Raw genomic sequence first — 14,791 nt, 5'->3', positions numbered from 1 at the left:
ACATACCCGTCGTGTCGTGCGGTGGCCGCCAGGCCGGCAGAGGGATGCATGTCTGACCGTAGAGGCCGTCGGCGTCCATGTCAGCACCATCCAATCGCCCGGCCGATCCGGACCAGCGCATATTCAACATCGCCCTGTTCGAGGTCGGACCGGATATCCGCGAGTAAGTCGGGATCGGGCACTGCCTCCAGTTCGATCTCCAGATCACTGACCTCATCTTCAAGGTCGGTAACTTCGGCTTCCAATTCGGCGATCCGCGCCTTGAGCGGCGCGATGTCATCGTCATCTGGCTGCTTGGGAGCGGTGGTTTTCGAAATTTCGCGATGCATAACGTTCACCTCAAGGTGGACGCCGCGATCTTGCGCGTTGAACTCGATGGGACTAAATTTTGGGGCACTTTCCGATGCCTGCAAGTCCCAATAGAGCCGCCGCGCGTCGTCAGCGTGGCGGCTCTGTTTAAGTGGCGGAGTTGGTGGCCGTGCGTGATGCCTGATCACGCTCAGCTATTCGATCACGCACCCATTGTTCGACCTCAGCGCGGACAAACGCGATGCGTTTGTCGCCGAGGGCGACGGCAGCGGGAAACAGCCCGAGCGAGCGCCACCGATTGACGGCTGTGCGGGACAGGCTGATCAGCTTGCAGGCGTCATTAAGGGAAATCAGGACAGGCACGTCGAAAGTGGGCGGAGCCGTCGAACGGTTTGCCTTGAGGTTGTCGACCTCGATTTTAAGTTTAGCGATTTCGGATCCGAAGCCAAGATTTGTGGCTTGGCGGCCTCGGTCCGCACAGAGGTCGCCGATCCGGCCTTGGTGCCGTTTGAGAGCTTTTTCCATTTTGCCACTCCGCGTTTGGAACGGCTAGTTCAACAAAGCCGCTCGGGTTAGCAGCTGACTAAATATGCCCGTCGAAGTCGGCAGTCGTACCAAAATTGCATTGACGAAATTGGGTACGGTCTAACGCATGTCAGAATATTGTTCCCATATCCTCTCAAGCGTCCGCTCCGGAACATGGGTTCCCATTCCGGCGAGCGCCTTGGACAGGATCGAGCAGCCGGATTCGGTCGCGTCAGGGTCACCATGCAGGGCACGGTTTCTGGTCGGGCTGAAACCGTGGTCCTGCAACATGCGTACCGCCATGCAGTATTGGAAATCCCGAGCGCGGTTTCCACGCACCTTCGGCAACCTCTTGCGCAACAGGCTGATCAGAAACTCACTAAAAGAGGATGGCAAGGGTTGTCCTGTTTCCAGGAGCCAGATGGCAATAGCGGTCACTTGGTCATCGGCCTCTTTATCGCCAGCGACGGCGGCTTTTAACAGATCGTCCAGTTTGTCCGAATCGAGAAGGCGTGCCTGAAAGTAGACGGGGTCGCCATTGTCCGGGCGCCGAAGCCACCGGCCGGTATTGCCATCCGGTTGGACAATCCCCGAGCGCCGCGATTTTTCCAAGTCTTCTCGTCCCTGGCCCCGTTGCGACGCCGTCAGTTCGCGCGGCAAAAGGCGCTCCAGTTGCCGCCGCACCAGTTCAATTGCTTTCTCAGCATCAATGGGCTGCGTCACGGTCGACCCCACCCTTCCGCCGCTTCATCGTCAGCACGTTGTCGCCGCCCTTGGCGTTCGAGCAGTAGGCCGCCCATGCTTCCATGAGCTTCCGCCGTTTCGCCAATGCCGAACCGCGCCGATAGGCCGCCTCGACGCCTTGGATGACGTGCGCCAGCGCAGCCTCGGCCACGTCTCGCGGGAAGTTGGTCGCGTCGCCACACCAGTCGCGGAAGGCAGATCGGAAGCCGTGCACTGTGAAACTGCCGACCTCCAAGCGGCGCATGGTCATTGCCATTGCCATACCGGAGATTGGCTTCCGGGGCGCCTGACCGGGAAATACGAAATCGGAAAGCCGCCTCTCGTGCAGCGCTTTCAATATCGCCAGGGCGCGAGCGGAAAGCGGTACGACGTGTTCTTTCCCGGCCTTCATCCGCTCTGCCGGGACCGTCCAAGTGGCTGCGTCAAAGTCGATCTCCGACCAGCGCGCGTTCAGCACCTCGCCGGAACGGGTCGCTGTCAGGATGCACAGTTCCAGCGCACGAGCGCCGAGTCCTTCCGCTTCGCTCAGTTTCACTACGAATGACGGCACGTCTGCGAAAGGCATTGCTGCATGGTGACCGCGTTTCAGTTTTTGCCGTGCACCGAGAATGTGGTCGAGATGGCCTTTCCACCGCGCGGGGTTCTCGCCATCGCGCAGCTTGAGCGCCTTGGCATAGTCGAGAACCTTCTCGATCCGGCCGCGCAGCCGTGAGGCGGTTTCATGCTTCTCCTGCCATAACGGGCGAAGCACGCGAACGACGTCGTCGGTCGAGACATCGGTCACAGGTATCTTGCGCAGCGGCTTTGCGTAAACCTTCAAGGTCATCCGCCATTGCGCCCTATGCTTTTCGTTGCGGAAGGTGGTTTCCTTCGCTGCGAGGAGATCGTCGCAGACCTCGCCGAACGTCTTTGGTTTCACAGCGGCGATGCGCTCCGGCAATTCCTTGAACGGATCACCGCCGCGCCCGAGAATGCCGCGTACCGCTTCGGCCTTATCCCGTGCGTCTGCGAGCGTGACATGCCGAACGCCGCTGCTGTACGACCCGAGCCCAAGTTCGCGACGTAATTTATGCCGTATCCAAATGAACACCCAAGATGCGGTGCCGCCCGCCTGGACGTATAGCCACAGCCCGTCGCCGTCACCTAGCTTGTCTGTTTTCCCGGCCTTGAGCGCAGCCTTGATCTTTGTCTCGGTGAGCTTGTGGCGCGCCATTTCTTTCCTAACCGTTTTCCTAATCCGTCGCGCTGCTAACAAGGACGACAGGGCCAACATGGTTACAAATATTGCCGCAAGATTTGGAAAAGACAAGGAATGTTGCCAATAAAGACAGTAAATTCAAAATGTTGGCGGGCATCTTCTCCGCCATTTCGATTTCCGCAGCGCATGTCGTGTCTTAACCCTTCGGCGGGAATCGTGGTCGCCTGATTGGCGATGTCTCGCAGTCGCGCGGCGGAGAAATCTCTTCCCTTCGAAGAGAGAATCGTTGGCGGGGAATCACTTCCCGCGTTCCTGTCTCGGCGACCTGCGAAAGCGGATCGGTGACCGGCCGGTTACGCTTCCAGCGATCCGGATGTCTCCCGCAATGATCAGATTTTGTCAGAAAAACGTCACGAATGTGTCGGAAGGCGCATGTCCAGCCCTTTTGTCGATCTCTACTAAGCACCCGCAAAATAAGACTTTTCTTAACAAAGCATAAAGGAAATCGAGGCCGGGTGCCCGACTTGTGTCCTTTCAGCAACAGAATGCGGGGAAGGCTCCCCCAAACCTCTCTTTGGAGTAAGTTGGTGATTGCGTGACGGCCGCCGTCTTGTATTTTCACCCTCGGAAGCAAGGGCGACGGATCGTCCACTTCTTGAAACACGGGGATGGGGCAGGGAACGCTGCTCAGCGAAAGATCCCAAACCCGATCGAAACTTTGAATTGGAGGTCATTTATGAACATCAAGAGCCTTCTTCTCGGCTCCGCTGCTGCTCTCGCAGTAGTTTCCGGTGCTCAGGCTGCTGACGCTATCGTTGCTGCCGAGCCGGAACCGGTTGAATACGTTCGCGTCTGCGACGCTTACGGCACCGGCTACTTCTACATCCCCGGCACCGAAACCTGCCTCAAGATCAACGGTTACATCCGTTTCCAGGTTGACGTTGGTGATCAGCCGCTCAACGGTTCGGACAGCAACGACTCGGACTGGGATGCTCGTACGCGCGGCCAGGTTCAGTTCACGGCCAAGAGCGACACCGAATATGGTCCGCTGACCGGCGTTATCGTCATGCAGTTCAATGCTGACAACGCTTCGGATCAGAGCGCCAAGCTCGACTCCGCTTACCTCGACATCGCCGGCTTCCGCGCTGGTCTGTTCTACAGCTGGTGGGACGACGGCCTCTCGGGCGAAACCGACGATATCGGCTCGCCGGTCACGCTGCATAACTCCATCCGTTATCAGTACGAAAGCGGCACCTTCTACGCTGGCATCAGCGTCGACGAACTCGAAGACGGGTTCTACAAGTCTGACGAAGAGCCGAACAACGTCGGCGTAGCCGTCGGTCTCGGCGGCAAGGCTGGTGCGTTCAGCTACCAGATCACTGCCGGCTATGACGTCGACAACGAAGAAGGCGCTGTCCGTGCAATGGGTACGGTTGACATCGGTCCCGGTACGCTCGGCCTCGCTGCCGTATACGCTTCCGGCCCGAGCTCCTACTACACCAAGGCTGAATGGGCTATCGCTGCCGAATACGCTATCAAGGCAACCGACAAGCTCAAGATCACTCCTGGCGTCCAGTACTACAGCAACTACTACGTTGCTGGCGACGACTTCAGCGATGACGACGCTTGGAAGGTTGGTCTGACGGTTGATTACCAGATCGTCGACAACTTCTACGCCAAGGCTTCGGTTCAGTACCTCGATCCGGAAAACGACGACGACGCGACGGCTGGCTACTTCCGCCTGCAGCGCTCGTTCTAATCTGATGTGACTTCGGTCAATCAGGAAAGCCCGGCTCTCGAGCCGGGCTTTTTGTGTTTGTACGAATGGCGTGGAGGCGGCTGGCGCATCGGCCCGAAAAGCGGAGCCCGTTTCGGAAAGCACGTCGGCTTGCAAGCTTGTGGCTCCCTTGCGCATCTCTAGAGGTGTGCGGCTGTAGCTGAGAGGTCTCCATCAGCTATCGGCAGCTGGCGAGGAACGCTCCTATTGCAGCAGGGATATTGCCAAGATGGAGCAGGGGCGCGTGTCCTTGTCCCTGAGCAGCATGCAGGATCAGACTCGGATGCCGGCGGACCATTTCCTCGACCGTCTCCTTTGAGATCAGAGCGGTATTTTCGCCGCGGATCAGCATCAGCGGAAAACGGCTCAGGCTTTCGAATTGCTCCCAGAGCTCGGGGGGCGGCTGGCTGAAATCTACCGATCGCAGCGCCTCGGCGATCGCCGGATCGAAGTCGGCGACCGGTCTTCCGCCGATGTCGCGATAAAGCGCAAGCGCCATCTCGCGCCAGTCTTCCCCTGCAAGCGCGGTAAACGAGGCACCGTGATTCTCCTGCAGTATATCGGCCGCCTCTCTCCAGTCGGCCGGCTTCCTGCCGCTGTTCAAATAGTCGCGAATGAGTAGCAACCCTCCGGCCTCGATCGCAGGGCCGATGTCGTTCAAGATCACGGCTTCGAGAAGATCCGGCCGTGTCGCTGCGATCAAATGCAGGATCAGTCCGCCACGTGATGTGCCGATGAAAATCGCCCGCTCGATGCCGAATACCGCGCAGGCGGCAATAATGTCGCCGGCTTCGACGGCGATATTGTAATTGGCCTTGTTCTCATCCCATGCGGAGTTTCCGCGCCCGCGCGAATCGAGCGCGATCACCCGGCGTGGGCCTGTCTCGTCGCGGCAGAGACGCAGCGCAAGCGGGTGAAAATCGCGGCTATTGCGGGTCAGGCCGGGCAGGCAGATCACCGGCAGCCGTTCGGCGGCGGCCGGCCCCTCGGGCCGGTAGTCGCGGGCATAAAGCGTCAGCCCATCGGCAGAAGAATAATATCGTTCCTGGAACCCGTCTGCATCCATGTCCGCCACCGCACCTCAAGGCCCATCTGAGCCCGCAGATGTAGCCTGAATTTGAAGCCGCGCCAAATGGCTTCAGGAGGCGCTGCGTCCACCGATCAGGTCGCGCTCGATATCCGTCGGCTGGCCGAGTCGAGCCTTGTAGACTTCGTAATTCTCCATCACCCGCTGCACGTAGTTGCGCGTCTCGGGGAAGGGGATGCGCTCGATCCAGTCGACGATCTCGTCGATCGACCTGCCGCGTGGGTCGCCGTAGCGGCCGATCCATTCCGGTACCCGCTTCGGCCCGGCATTATAGGCGATGAAGGTGAGGATATAGGAGCCGCCGAAGGCCTCGATCTGCTCGCCGAGATAATGCGCGCCAAGCGTTGCGTTGTAGCCGGCATCAGCCGTCAGCTTGTCTTTCGAAAAGGTGATGTTGTGGCGCTTGGCCACCGCCTGGGCCGTGCCGGGCAGTAGCTGCAGCAGACCGCGCGCATTCGCTGCCGAAACGGCGGCGGGGTTGAAGGCGCTTTCCTGCCGGGCGATGGCATAGGCGAGCGCCTTGCCGGAGCCTGATATATTGGCATTCGCCGGGATCACGCCGACGGGAAAGGCAAGCGCTGCGACGTCGATGCCGCGGCCATAGGCGATCTTGCCGATCTGCAGCGACAGATGGTGATTGCCCGATTGCTCGGCCTGTGCGGCGAGGACCGCTAGTTCACCCGGGCTCTGCAGCTGGTCGGCAAGCGCGAGATAGAGACTGTCGGCCCGCCATCCGTGACCTGCCGCCTCGAGCCGGCTGATCGCCTGCACGGCTTCGCGGGCCTGAAAGTGCTGGCGGTCGGCCGTGCTCGGCGCCGGATAGGTGACATTGAGCGTCTTCCGTCCCAGCTTTTCTGCCGCGAGCTGGCCGTAGAAGGTGCCGGGAAAATTCGCGGCCTTGCCGTAGAATTCGCCTGAACTGCCGGGGCCGCCGGCCTCGGCTGCCCGCCCGAGCCAATACCAGGCGCGGGACACCGAGATCGGTCCGTTCGACGTCGCCAGAATCTTGCGGAAATGTCTTTCCGCCGTTGTCGGATCCCGCAGACCGCGCAGCGCATACCATCCGGCATGGAACTCGGCCTCGACAATATCTGTCGGGCTGCTTGCCGCCGAGTTTGCGACGATGCGGTAGGCCGGCTTGAATTGTCCCTGATCGACGAGACCGCGGCTGACGATCCGCTGCTCGTTCCACCATTCTGCTGAGTTGACGAGTTCTCCCGGCTCACGCGGCATCTTCTCCAGGAGCGCCGCCGCTTCGGCATATTTATCCTGCTTGCGCAGATATTCGATCTTCGCAAACAGCAGGCCGGCATCGCCGCGCCATTTCGCCTCGACGCTATTGATGAGCGCGCCGGCGTTGGCGGCCTTGGCGTCGACCGCGGCCCAGGCCTTGTAGAGCGACTGCGCCTCGCCCATGTCGCCGAAGCGCTTGGCCTGCGCCACCCGGCCGCGATACATCAGGTAGTCCATGCGCGCCTTGTGGTCGGCTGGCGTCAGCAGGGCGGAAAACTCGAGGAGGATCTTGTCTTCGCTCGCTTTGTCGAGCGCCTCGCTGCGCCAGAGCTTGCGGATATATTTTCCTGCCTGCGCCTGCTTGCCTGAGGCAATCAGCGCCCGCCCGAGAATGACGGCGCCCTGCATCGTCTCGGGCGCGGTATCGCCGAAGGCGGCAAGTACGGCTGGTGGGGCGGGGTTTTCGTCGTAGAGCGCCCGTTCGGAATAGGCCCGCAGCCGCGAAAGACCGGGCCATCCCTTGAGCTCCTGCGCAGCACCGGCGATCTCATAGGAAGGAACCCCCTTCAACCCGGACACGGCGATCGCCCAGGTGAGGATATGACGGTCGAGCGTCCCCTCCGGCATCCTGTCGCGGATCGACAGAGCCAGTTGCGGATTTTTGGCGGTAAGCGCGTCGAGACCGGTTTTCAGATCACTGGCGACAGTTGCTGCGCCCGGATTGCGCGGGATGGCGCCGGTGGTCAGCGCCTCCGGTATCGATGTCTTAGGAACGAAGCCGATCGGCTTGATGCCGGGCGTCGGAGGGTTTTCGCCGGCAAGCGGCGACGCAACGCTGCCCCACGCGGCGGCAACGAAGCCGAAGGCGGTCAGAATCAAGACAGCTTTCTTCATCCGGGATCTCGCAACGAAAACACGCCCTACCCATTTGGCTGGAGGCATCTTAACGAAACCTTACCGCACCAGGTAAAATTCATTCACATCTGCTATCGGAATTTCCCCTAAACCGAACTCTACGCGCTTGTCGCGATGATTTCGGCGCTCTATGGTGCGCAACTCTTATTCATGGAATGCGGCCGAAGCAAGGATTTGGTCGTGAGGAGCTTTGCATGTTCAATGGGTCCATTCCCGCCCTCGTCACCCCCTTCACCGATGCCGGACTGATCGACGAAGACAGCTTCGCCGCCCATGTCGACTGGCAGATCAAGGAAGGCAGCGGCGGTCTCGTTCCGGTCGGCACGACAGGCGAATCGCCGACGCTGTCGCATGCCGAACACAAGCGGGTCGTGGAACTCTGCATCGAAGTGGCCGCAAAACGCGTTCCCGTCATGGCCGGCGCCGGTTCGAACAATACGCGTGAGGCGATCGAGCTTGCCCAGCATGCCGAAAAGGTCGGCGCCGATGCGGTGCTGGTCGTCACGCCCTATTACAACAAGCCGACGCAGAAGGGCTTGATCGCGCATTTTTCCGCGATCGCCGACGCTGTCGCCCTGCCGATCTATATCTACAATATCCCGGGCCGCTCGGTGGTCGACATGACGCCGGAAACGATGGGCGCGCTCGTCAAGGCGCACTCGAATATCGTCGGCGTCAAGGATGCGACGGGCAAGATCGAGCGTGTCTCCGAGCAGCGCATCACCTGCGGCAAGGATTTCCGGCAATTGTCCGGCGAGGACGCCACGGCGCTCGGCTTCAACGCCCATGGCGGCGTCGGCTGCATCTCGGTAACGGCCAATGTCGCCCCGCGCCTCTGCGCCGATTTTCAGGCGGCAACGCTGGCCGGCGAATACGCCCGAGCGCTGGAATATCAGGACCGGCTGATGCCGCTGCACAAGGCGATCTTCCTTGAACCCGGTCTCTGCGGCGCCAAATACGGCCTCTCCAAGCTCGGCCGCATGAGCCGCAACGTCCGTTCGCCGCTGCTGTCGACGCTGGAACCGGCAACCGAAGCAGCGATCGATGCCGCCATGCGTCATGCGGGGCTGCTCAACTGAGAAGATCGGCTGTCTTCACAAGGCCGGATCGTTCCCCTACATAAAGGGCAAACAATGAGGGTGCGGCCTTTCGCGCGCCTCGAAGGGAATATCGTCATGGCCCCCAAAGGCAGCCAGCGCGTGGTGAACAAGGTCGTGGCCGAAAACCGCAAGGCCCGCTTCAACTACGAGATCATCGACACCTACGAGGCAGGCCTCGTGCTGACGGGCACCGAGGTCAAGTCGCTGCGCGAAGGCAAGGCCAATATCGCCGAATCCTATGCCTCGGATGAGGGCGGCGAGATCTGGCTGATCAATTCCTACCTGCCGGAATATCTGCAGGCCAACCGCTTCAATCACGAACCGCGCCGGCGCCGCAAGCTCTTGCTGTCGGGCCGTGAAATCCATCGCCTGCGCTCGGCCGTCAACCGCGAGGGCATGACGCTGATCCCGCTGAAGATCTATTTCAACGATCGGGGTCGGGCGAAGATGGAGTTGGCGCTCGCCAAGGGCAAGAAACTGCACGACAAGCGCGAATCCGAGAAGGAGCGCGATTGGAATCGCCAGAAGAGCCGTTTGCTGAAGGATAATGGCTAACCCACCACGCCGCAGCTGATCGGCTCGCGGCGCCTGCGATCATTCCTCGAAATCGCTGGCCGGGGCGACTTCGGCCGGACGCGGCGCTCGCTCCGACGGATCGCGACCGATCTCAGCCTTCAAGGACAAGAGATCGATGAAATGATCGGCCTGGCGGCGCAGGTCGTCGGCGATCATCGGCGGCTGGGTCGCCATCGTCGAGATCACCGAGACCTTGCGGCCTCTGCGCTGGAGCGCCTCGACCAGGTTGGTGAAGTCGCCGTCGCCGGAGAAGATGACGAGGTGGTCGACGGTTTCGGATTGTTCCATGGCGTCGATCGCGAGCTCGATGTCCATGTTGCCCTTGATCTTCCGTCTGCCCATGGAATCGGTAAATTCCTTGGCGGGTTTGGTGACGACTTTGTAGCCGTTGTAATCGAGCCAGTCGATCAGGGGACGGATCGATGAGTACTCCTGATCCTCGATCAAGGCCGTATAATAATAGGCGCGCAGGAGATAGCCACGTTTCTGGAATGCTTTCAACAGCTTGCGGTAATCTATGTCGAAACCGAGGCTCTTGGATGCAGCGTAGAGGTTGGCGCCGTCGATAAAGAGTGCAATTTTTTCGCGTGGGTCAAACATCGCTTACCAATTCCTAATGAGAGAAAAAGAAATTCGCAGGGCATCAAATTTCAATAAATACAGTGACTTATTGTGATTTTTGATTTGATCCTTACTTTACCAACTGTTCATATAAGACAGATTTAGGGCACGATTCGTCATATTCCAAGCAACCGTCGGTAGAATTGTGACGTTCTCCATGGAAATTTAGCTCAGCCCCGGATAAAGACGAGGGAGCCGGAACGAAAAACTTGTATTTGCCCGGTTTTAATTGTATCGGGCGTGCTAATCCCGAAATGACGACCGTAAAGGACAGGCAATGGCCCGTGTCACAGTTGAAGATTGCATTGACAAGGTAGAGAACCGCTTCGAGCTGGTTCTGCTCGCCAGCCACCGCGCCCGGCTGATTTCCCAGGGTGCCTCGATCACCATCGATCGCGACAATGACAAGAATCCTGTCGTCGCCCTGCGCGAAATCGCCGACGAGACCCTTTCGCCCGACGATCTCAAGGAAGATCTGATCCATTCGCTGCAAAAGCATGTCGAAGTCGACGAGCCCGAGCCCGATCCGGCCAGCATGATCGCCGCCGACGGTGTTGCCGCAGCCGACAGCGAGGAGCAGGACGACCTGCCGGAGACGATTACTTTCGACCAGATGTCGGAAGAAGAGCTGCTTGCCGGCATCGAAGGCCTGGTGCCGCCGGAAAAGAGCGACGATTATTAAGCGCGTCGGCCGGATCTGATCCGGAAAAGAGCGGCGATTACCAATCGTCAATCTTGCGCCTTTATTGCTTAGGCATATTATTGCCCACGTGTGCGCCAATCGTTGATTGGCGCGCTTTTATTTTTGTCGGAGTGGCTTTGGAATGATGCGGCAGTACGAGCTCGTGGAGCGGGTTCAGCAATACAAGGCCGATGCCAATGAAGCACTACTGAACAAGGCCTACGTTTACGCCATGCAGAAGCATGGCCAGCAAAAACGCGCGAGCGGCGATCCCTATATTTCCCATCCGCTCGAGGTCGCCGCCATCCTCACCGATATGCATCTCGATGAATCGACGATCGCAGTCGCCCTTCTGCACGACACGATCGAGGATACGACGGCGACGCGCGCCGAGATCGACGAACTCTTCGGCGAGGATATCGGCCGCCTGGTCGAGGGGCTGACGAAGATCAAGAAGCTCGATCTCGTCACCAAGAAGGCCAAGCAGGCGGAAAACCTGCGCAAGCTGCTGCTGGCCATTTCCGACGATGTACGCGTGCTGCTCGTCAAGCTTGCCGATCGTCTGCACAATATGCGCACCCTCGATCACATGTCGGCCGACAAGCGGGCCCGCATCTCCGAGGAGACGATGGAAATCTATGCGCCGCTCGCCGGCCGCATGGGCATGCAGGACATGCGCGAGGAACTGGAGGAGCTTTCCTTCCGGCACATGAACCCGGAGGCCTACGAAACCGTCACGAAAAGGCTGGAAGAGCTCTCCAAGCGCAACGAGGGCATCGTCAAGAAGATCGAGGCCGAATTGCGCGATCTGCTAGTCGCCAGCGGCCTGACCTCCGCCTATGTCAAGGGCCGGCAGAAGAAGCCCTATTCCGTCTTTCGCAAGATGCAGTCGAAGTCGCTGTCCTTCGAGCAGCTATCAGACGTCTACGGTTTTCGTTTGATCGTCGAGGATATTCCCTCCTGTTATCGTGCGCTCGGCATCGTCCACACGCGCTGGCGCGTCGTGCCCGGCCGCTTCAAGGACTATATCTCGACGCCCAAGCAGAACGACTACCGCTCGCTGCACACCACAATCGTCGGTCCCTCCAGCCAGCGTATCGAACTGCAGATCCGCACCAAGCGCATGCACGAGATCGCCGAATTCGGCATCGCCGCCCATACGCTCTATAAGGACGGCGCCAGCAATGCCGACGGCGACATCCTTTCGCGCGAATCCAACGCCTATTCCTGGCTGCGCCACACGATCGAGGCGCTCGCCGAGGGCGACAGCCCGGAAGAATTTCTGGAGCACACCAAGCTCGAGCTTTTCCAGGATCAGGTCTTCTGCTTCACGCCGAAGGGCAAGCTGATTGCTCTGCCGCGCGGCGCCACGCCGATCGACTTCGCCTATGCGGTGCACACCAATATCGGCGACACCACGGTCGGCGCCAAGATCAACGGCCGCATCATGCCGCTGGTGACGCGGCTGGCAAACGGCGACGAGGTCGAGATCATCCGCTCCGGCGTGCAGGTTCCGCCGGCCGCCTGGGAAGAAATCGTCGTCACCGGCAAGGCGCGCGCCGCCATCCGCCGCGCCACCCGCATGGCGATCCGCAAGCAATATGCCGGGCTCGGCCACCGCATTCTCGAGCGCACCTTCAACAGAGCCGGCAAAATCTTCTCGCGCGAGGCGATGAAGCCGGCGTTGCACCGTCTCGGCCAGAAGGATGTCGAGGACGCGATCGCCGCGGTCGGCCGCGGCGAGATGTCCTCGCTCGACGTGCTTCGCGCCGTCTATCCCGACCACCAGGACGAGCGCGTCACCATCAAGCCTTCCGGCGACGACGGCTGGTTCAACGTCCGCAGTGCCGCCGGCATGATCTTCAAGATCCCCGGCAAGACCAAGGCCGGAGCCGAGGGCGGCCATTCCGAACTCGACGCCGATGTCGATATCGGCCCGATCCGCGGTCTGTCCGGCAATGTCGACGTCAAGTTCGCCTCCACCGGCGCCGTGCCCGGCGATCGCATCGTCGGCATCATGGATCAGAGCAATGGTATCACCATCTATCCGATCCAGTCGCCAAGCCTGCAGCGTTTCGATGATCAGCCCGACCGGTGGATCGACGTCCGCTGGGACCTCGACGAGGCCAACAAGTCTCGCTTCATGGCGCGCATCATGGTGAATGGATTGAACGAGCCCGGCACGCTTGCCAAGGTCGCCCAGACGGTTGCAGGTCTTGACGTCAATATCCGCCTGCTGAACACCGTACGGGTGGCCGCCGATTTCACCGAAATGATGCTCGAGGTCGAGGTCTGGGATCTGCGTCAGCTCAACCAGCTGCTCGCCCAGATGAAGGAACTCGACTGCATCGCCACGGTCCGGCGGCTCTACGAGTAGGCTGTTGTCAAGCCGTCGCGGAGCTGACCGGGAATTGCACATTTTATGACCGTTTCAAGGTCGAAATCGCGCATCGAAGTGGCAATGTATGCGCTCAATGCATGGCTGTCTCCATGTTGCGGTGGTGGTAATTAACCTTTGTCGGGACTATCTTCTGGTCATCGAAAACGTAAACAGAAGATGAGACAAGAAATGTTTGATCCTATCAGGAAAATCGCTCGGGCACTTCGCGCGCCGACCACACAGGAACGTGAAATGGCCTATCTGAACGGCTCGTTCGATCGTATCGATCTCGAGTTTCGTCAGCGTCAGGTCGATCGCGGTCTGTTCCGCAGCCGCTAACAGCATATTTATACTTGGATGAGTGGGGGACGTTGCGTTACGAACGCCCCTCGGCATGAAGGCGCTGCCCTGCAGAGAAAATTGAGCGGTTGTTTTTCGGGTGGTATCATTTGCCGCTCTTGTCACGGTGCTGTGCGCTGCACTAAATAGCCGCCATGTTGTTTCGCCGTCGCAAGCCTGCTGGCTTCAAGGAAAAGATGCGGGAGCTTCTATGGCCCCGAAAAGGTTTCCTTCGCCCGATCCGTTATCTGACAATGCGCATCCTGCGCCTGAGCGCTTCGCCGCATGCGGTTGCAGCCGGCGTCGCCGCGGGCGCCTTCGTCTCGTGGACGCCGTTCGTCGGCGTGCATTTCATCATGGCTTTCGTCATCAGCTATTTCCTCTCCGGCAATATGGTGGCCGCCGCCCTCGGCTGCGCCGCCTTCGGCAATCCGCTGACCTATCCCTTCATCTGGGGCATCACCTGGGAGATCGGCCATCTGCTGTTGAACCGCGAGGATCATCTGGCGGGGCAGGCGGTGGATCTCGCCGCCCTGTTTCACAAGCTGAACTTCTCCGAATTATGGAAGCCGGTGCTGGAGCCGATGTTGATCGGCGCCATTCCACCGGCCGCCGTGACCTCCGTTGCGCTCTATGCGCTGACGTTCTACACCGTGAAGGGGTTTCAGACGCGCCGCCGCACGCGCCTGACGGAGCGGGCGCGATTGCGTCTGGCGGGGCCGGCCAGCGACATGCCGAGCGTATGAAATCCGTGCAGAATGCTTAAGCGACGGAAGGATCTGGGATGATCATCGGCATTGGCAGCGATCTGATCGACATTCGCCGTGTCGAAAAATCGATCGAGCGCTTCGGTGAGCGCTTCACCCATCGCTGTTTCACCGAGATCGAGCGCGCCCGTTCCGACCGCCGGGCAAATCGTGCCGAATCCTATGCCAAGCGTTTCGCCGCCAAGGAGGCCTGTTCCAAGGCACTCGGCACCGGCCTTGCCCAGGGTGTCTTCTGGAAGGACATGGGCGTCGTCAACCTGCCGAGCGGCAAGCCGACCATGGTTCTGTCCGGTGGGGCCGCCGTGATCCTCGAGTCGATGCTGCCCGCCGGTCACAGGGCCGCCATTCATTTGACAATAACCGATGATTATCCCTTGGCGCAGGCCTTCGTTATTATCGAGGCGTTGCCCGAGAGCCTCTGATAGTGATCTCGGGAATGTTGATCGTGACCCCGGGGGCGCTTGATCGCGACCTCTCGTCGCTTTTGATCTTGTCGCCATTGCCGCAACCGGCCGAAGCCGCTAGAGAGAAGCACATA

The 14,791-nt window shown here is 60.0% G+C and carries 15 protein-coding genes; 8 read left to right on the top strand and 7 right to left on the bottom strand.

Features of this window, described 5'->3' with window-relative positions:
• Positions 1–80: 80 nt before the first annotated feature.
• The 4 genes from C4N04_RS01725 to C4N04_RS01710 all read right to left on the bottom strand — a co-directional run bounded on the left by C4N04_RS01725 (position 81) and on the right by C4N04_RS01710 (position 2,791).
• A complete protein-coding gene (locus C4N04_RS01725) occupies positions 81–329 on the bottom strand; it encodes a hypothetical protein (RefSeq protein ID WP_106795299.1) in 249 nt (82 codons plus the stop codon).
• Positions 330–456: 127 nt separating this feature from the next.
• Entirely contained in the window at positions 457–834 is a 378-nt protein-coding gene (locus tag C4N04_RS01720; RefSeq protein ID WP_106795298.1) for an AlpA family phage regulatory protein, read from the bottom strand.
• A 120-nt stretch (positions 835–954) separates the two neighbouring features.
• Entirely contained in the window at positions 955–1,557 is a 603-nt protein-coding gene (locus tag C4N04_RS01715) for a hypothetical protein (protein ID WP_106795297.1), read from the bottom strand.
• Complete coding sequence (locus C4N04_RS01710) at positions 1,541–2,791, bottom strand: integrase arm-type DNA-binding domain-containing protein (protein ID WP_106795296.1); 1,251 nt, start codon at positions 2,789–2,791, stop codon at positions 1,541–1,543. Before C4N04_RS01710 ends, C4N04_RS01715 begins: the two co-directional genes overlap by 17 nt.
• A 721-nt stretch (positions 2,792–3,512) precedes the next feature.
• Here C4N04_RS01710 and C4N04_RS01705 point away from each other — a divergent pair.
• Positions 3,513–4,535 carry a porin gene (locus C4N04_RS01705; protein ID WP_106795295.1) on the top strand — a complete coding sequence of 341 codons (1,023 nt, stop codon included), beginning with the start codon at positions 3,513–3,515 and terminating at the stop codon, positions 4,533–4,535.
• 196 nt (positions 4,536–4,731) lie between these two features.
• On the opposite strand, the gene C4N04_RS01700 is transcribed toward C4N04_RS01705, so the two are convergent.
• On the bottom strand, positions 4,732–5,628 hold the full coding sequence (locus tag C4N04_RS01700) for an alpha/beta hydrolase (protein WP_106795294.1): 897 nt from the start codon (positions 5,626–5,628) through the stop codon (positions 4,732–4,734).
• A gap of 63 nt (positions 5,629–5,691) precedes the next feature.
• Positions 5,692–7,767 carry a lytic transglycosylase domain-containing protein gene (locus tag C4N04_RS01695; RefSeq protein ID WP_106795293.1) on the bottom strand — a complete coding sequence of 692 codons (2,076 nt, stop codon included), beginning with the start codon at positions 7,765–7,767 and terminating at the stop codon, positions 5,692–5,694.
• Between the two features lie 215 nt (positions 7,768–7,982).
• Between C4N04_RS01695 and dapA the strand changes: the two genes are divergently transcribed.
• Complete coding sequence (gene dapA, locus C4N04_RS01690) at positions 7,983–8,867, top strand: 4-hydroxy-tetrahydrodipicolinate synthase (protein ID WP_038687913.1); 885 nt, start codon at positions 7,983–7,985, stop codon at positions 8,865–8,867.
• A gap of 96 nt (positions 8,868–8,963) precedes the next feature.
• On the top strand, positions 8,964–9,443 hold the full coding sequence (gene smpB, locus C4N04_RS01685) for an SsrA-binding protein SmpB (protein ID WP_038692393.1): 480 nt from the start codon (positions 8,964–8,966) through the stop codon (positions 9,441–9,443).
• Between the two features lie 39 nt (positions 9,444–9,482).
• Here smpB and C4N04_RS01680 read toward each other — a convergent pair whose 3' ends face one another.
• Positions 9,483–10,064: an NYN domain-containing protein gene (locus tag C4N04_RS01680; protein ID WP_038687915.1), complete on the bottom strand. Its 582-nt coding sequence runs from the start codon at positions 10,062–10,064 to the stop codon at positions 9,483–9,485.
• A gap of 298 nt (positions 10,065–10,362) precedes the next feature.
• On the opposite strand from C4N04_RS01680, the gene rpoZ reads away from it, so the two are divergent.
• The 5 genes from rpoZ (at position 10,363) to acpS (ending at position 14,675) form a co-directional block, all read left to right on the top strand.
• On the top strand, positions 10,363–10,767 hold the full coding sequence (rpoZ, locus tag C4N04_RS01675) for a DNA-directed RNA polymerase subunit omega (protein ID WP_106795292.1): 405 nt from the start codon (positions 10,363–10,365) through the stop codon (positions 10,765–10,767).
• Positions 10,768–10,909: 142 nt separating this feature from the next.
• The gene (locus C4N04_RS01670) at positions 10,910–13,144 is read left to right on the top strand and encodes a bifunctional (p)ppGpp synthetase/guanosine-3',5'-bis(diphosphate) 3'-pyrophosphohydrolase (protein ID WP_038687917.1); all 2,235 of its coding nucleotides are present in this window, start codon (positions 10,910–10,912) and stop codon (positions 13,142–13,144) included.
• A 192-nt stretch (positions 13,145–13,336) separates the two neighbouring features.
• Complete coding sequence (locus C4N04_RS01665) at positions 13,337–13,486, top strand: DUF3563 family protein (protein ID WP_004675049.1); 150 nt, start codon at positions 13,337–13,339, stop codon at positions 13,484–13,486.
• Positions 13,487–13,641: 155 nt separating this feature from the next.
• On the top strand, positions 13,642–14,232 hold the full coding sequence (locus C4N04_RS01660; protein ID WP_106795291.1) for a DUF2062 domain-containing protein: 591 nt from the start codon (positions 13,642–13,644) through the stop codon (positions 14,230–14,232).
• 38 nt (positions 14,233–14,270) lie between these two features.
• Positions 14,271–14,675 (top strand): holo-ACP synthase, encoded by a 405-nt coding sequence (gene acpS / locus C4N04_RS01655; protein WP_004675052.1) that lies wholly within the window; start codon positions 14,271–14,273, stop codon positions 14,673–14,675.
• The last annotated feature ends 116 nt before the right edge of the window (positions 14,676–14,791 follow it).

It is taken from the genome of Rhizobium sp. H4 (genome assembly GCF_003013335.1).
GTDB lineage: Bacteria > Pseudomonadota > Alphaproteobacteria > Rhizobiales > Rhizobiaceae > Rhizobium > Rhizobium sophoriradicis.
The sequence above is the reverse complement of the archived record's forward strand: the minus strand, read 5'-3'. Positions and strand labels throughout refer to the sequence as shown.

Excerpts from the sequence above, each read along its gene's own strand:
- C4N04_RS01725 (WP_106795299.1), bottom strand. The coding sequence starts at position 329 with ATGCATCGCGAAATTTCGAAAACCACCGCTCCCAAGCAGCCAGATGAC.
- C4N04_RS01720 (WP_106795298.1), bottom strand. The coding sequence starts at position 834 with ATGGAAAAAGCTCTCAAACGGCACCAAGGCCGGATCGGCGACCTCTGT.
- C4N04_RS01710 (WP_106795296.1), bottom strand. The coding sequence starts at position 2,791 with ATGGCGCGCCACAAGCTCACCGAGACAAAGATCAAGGCTGCGCTCAAG.
- C4N04_RS01705 (WP_106795295.1), top strand. The coding sequence starts at position 3,513 with ATGAACATCAAGAGCCTTCTTCTCGGCTCCGCTGCTGCTCTCGCAGTA.
- C4N04_RS01695 (WP_106795293.1), bottom strand. The coding sequence starts at position 7,767 with ATGAAGAAAGCTGTCTTGATTCTGACCGCCTTCGGCTTCGTTGCCGCC.
- dapA (WP_038687913.1), top strand. The coding sequence starts at position 7,983 with ATGTTCAATGGGTCCATTCCCGCCCTCGTCACCCCCTTCACCGATGCC.
- smpB (WP_038692393.1), top strand. The coding sequence starts at position 8,964 with ATGGCCCCCAAAGGCAGCCAGCGCGTGGTGAACAAGGTCGTGGCCGAA.
- C4N04_RS01680 (WP_038687915.1), bottom strand. The coding sequence starts at position 10,064 with ATGTTTGACCCACGCGAAAAAATTGCACTCTTTATCGACGGCGCCAAC.
- rpoZ (WP_106795292.1), top strand. The coding sequence starts at position 10,363 with ATGGCCCGTGTCACAGTTGAAGATTGCATTGACAAGGTAGAGAACCGC.
- C4N04_RS01670 (WP_038687917.1), top strand. The coding sequence starts at position 10,910 with ATGATGCGGCAGTACGAGCTCGTGGAGCGGGTTCAGCAATACAAGGCC.
- C4N04_RS01665 (WP_004675049.1), top strand. The coding sequence starts at position 13,337 with ATGTTTGATCCTATCAGGAAAATCGCTCGGGCACTTCGCGCGCCGACC.
- C4N04_RS01660 (WP_106795291.1), top strand. The coding sequence starts at position 13,642 with ATGTTGTTTCGCCGTCGCAAGCCTGCTGGCTTCAAGGAAAAGATGCGG.
- acpS (WP_004675052.1), top strand. The coding sequence starts at position 14,271 with ATGATCATCGGCATTGGCAGCGATCTGATCGACATTCGCCGTGTCGAA.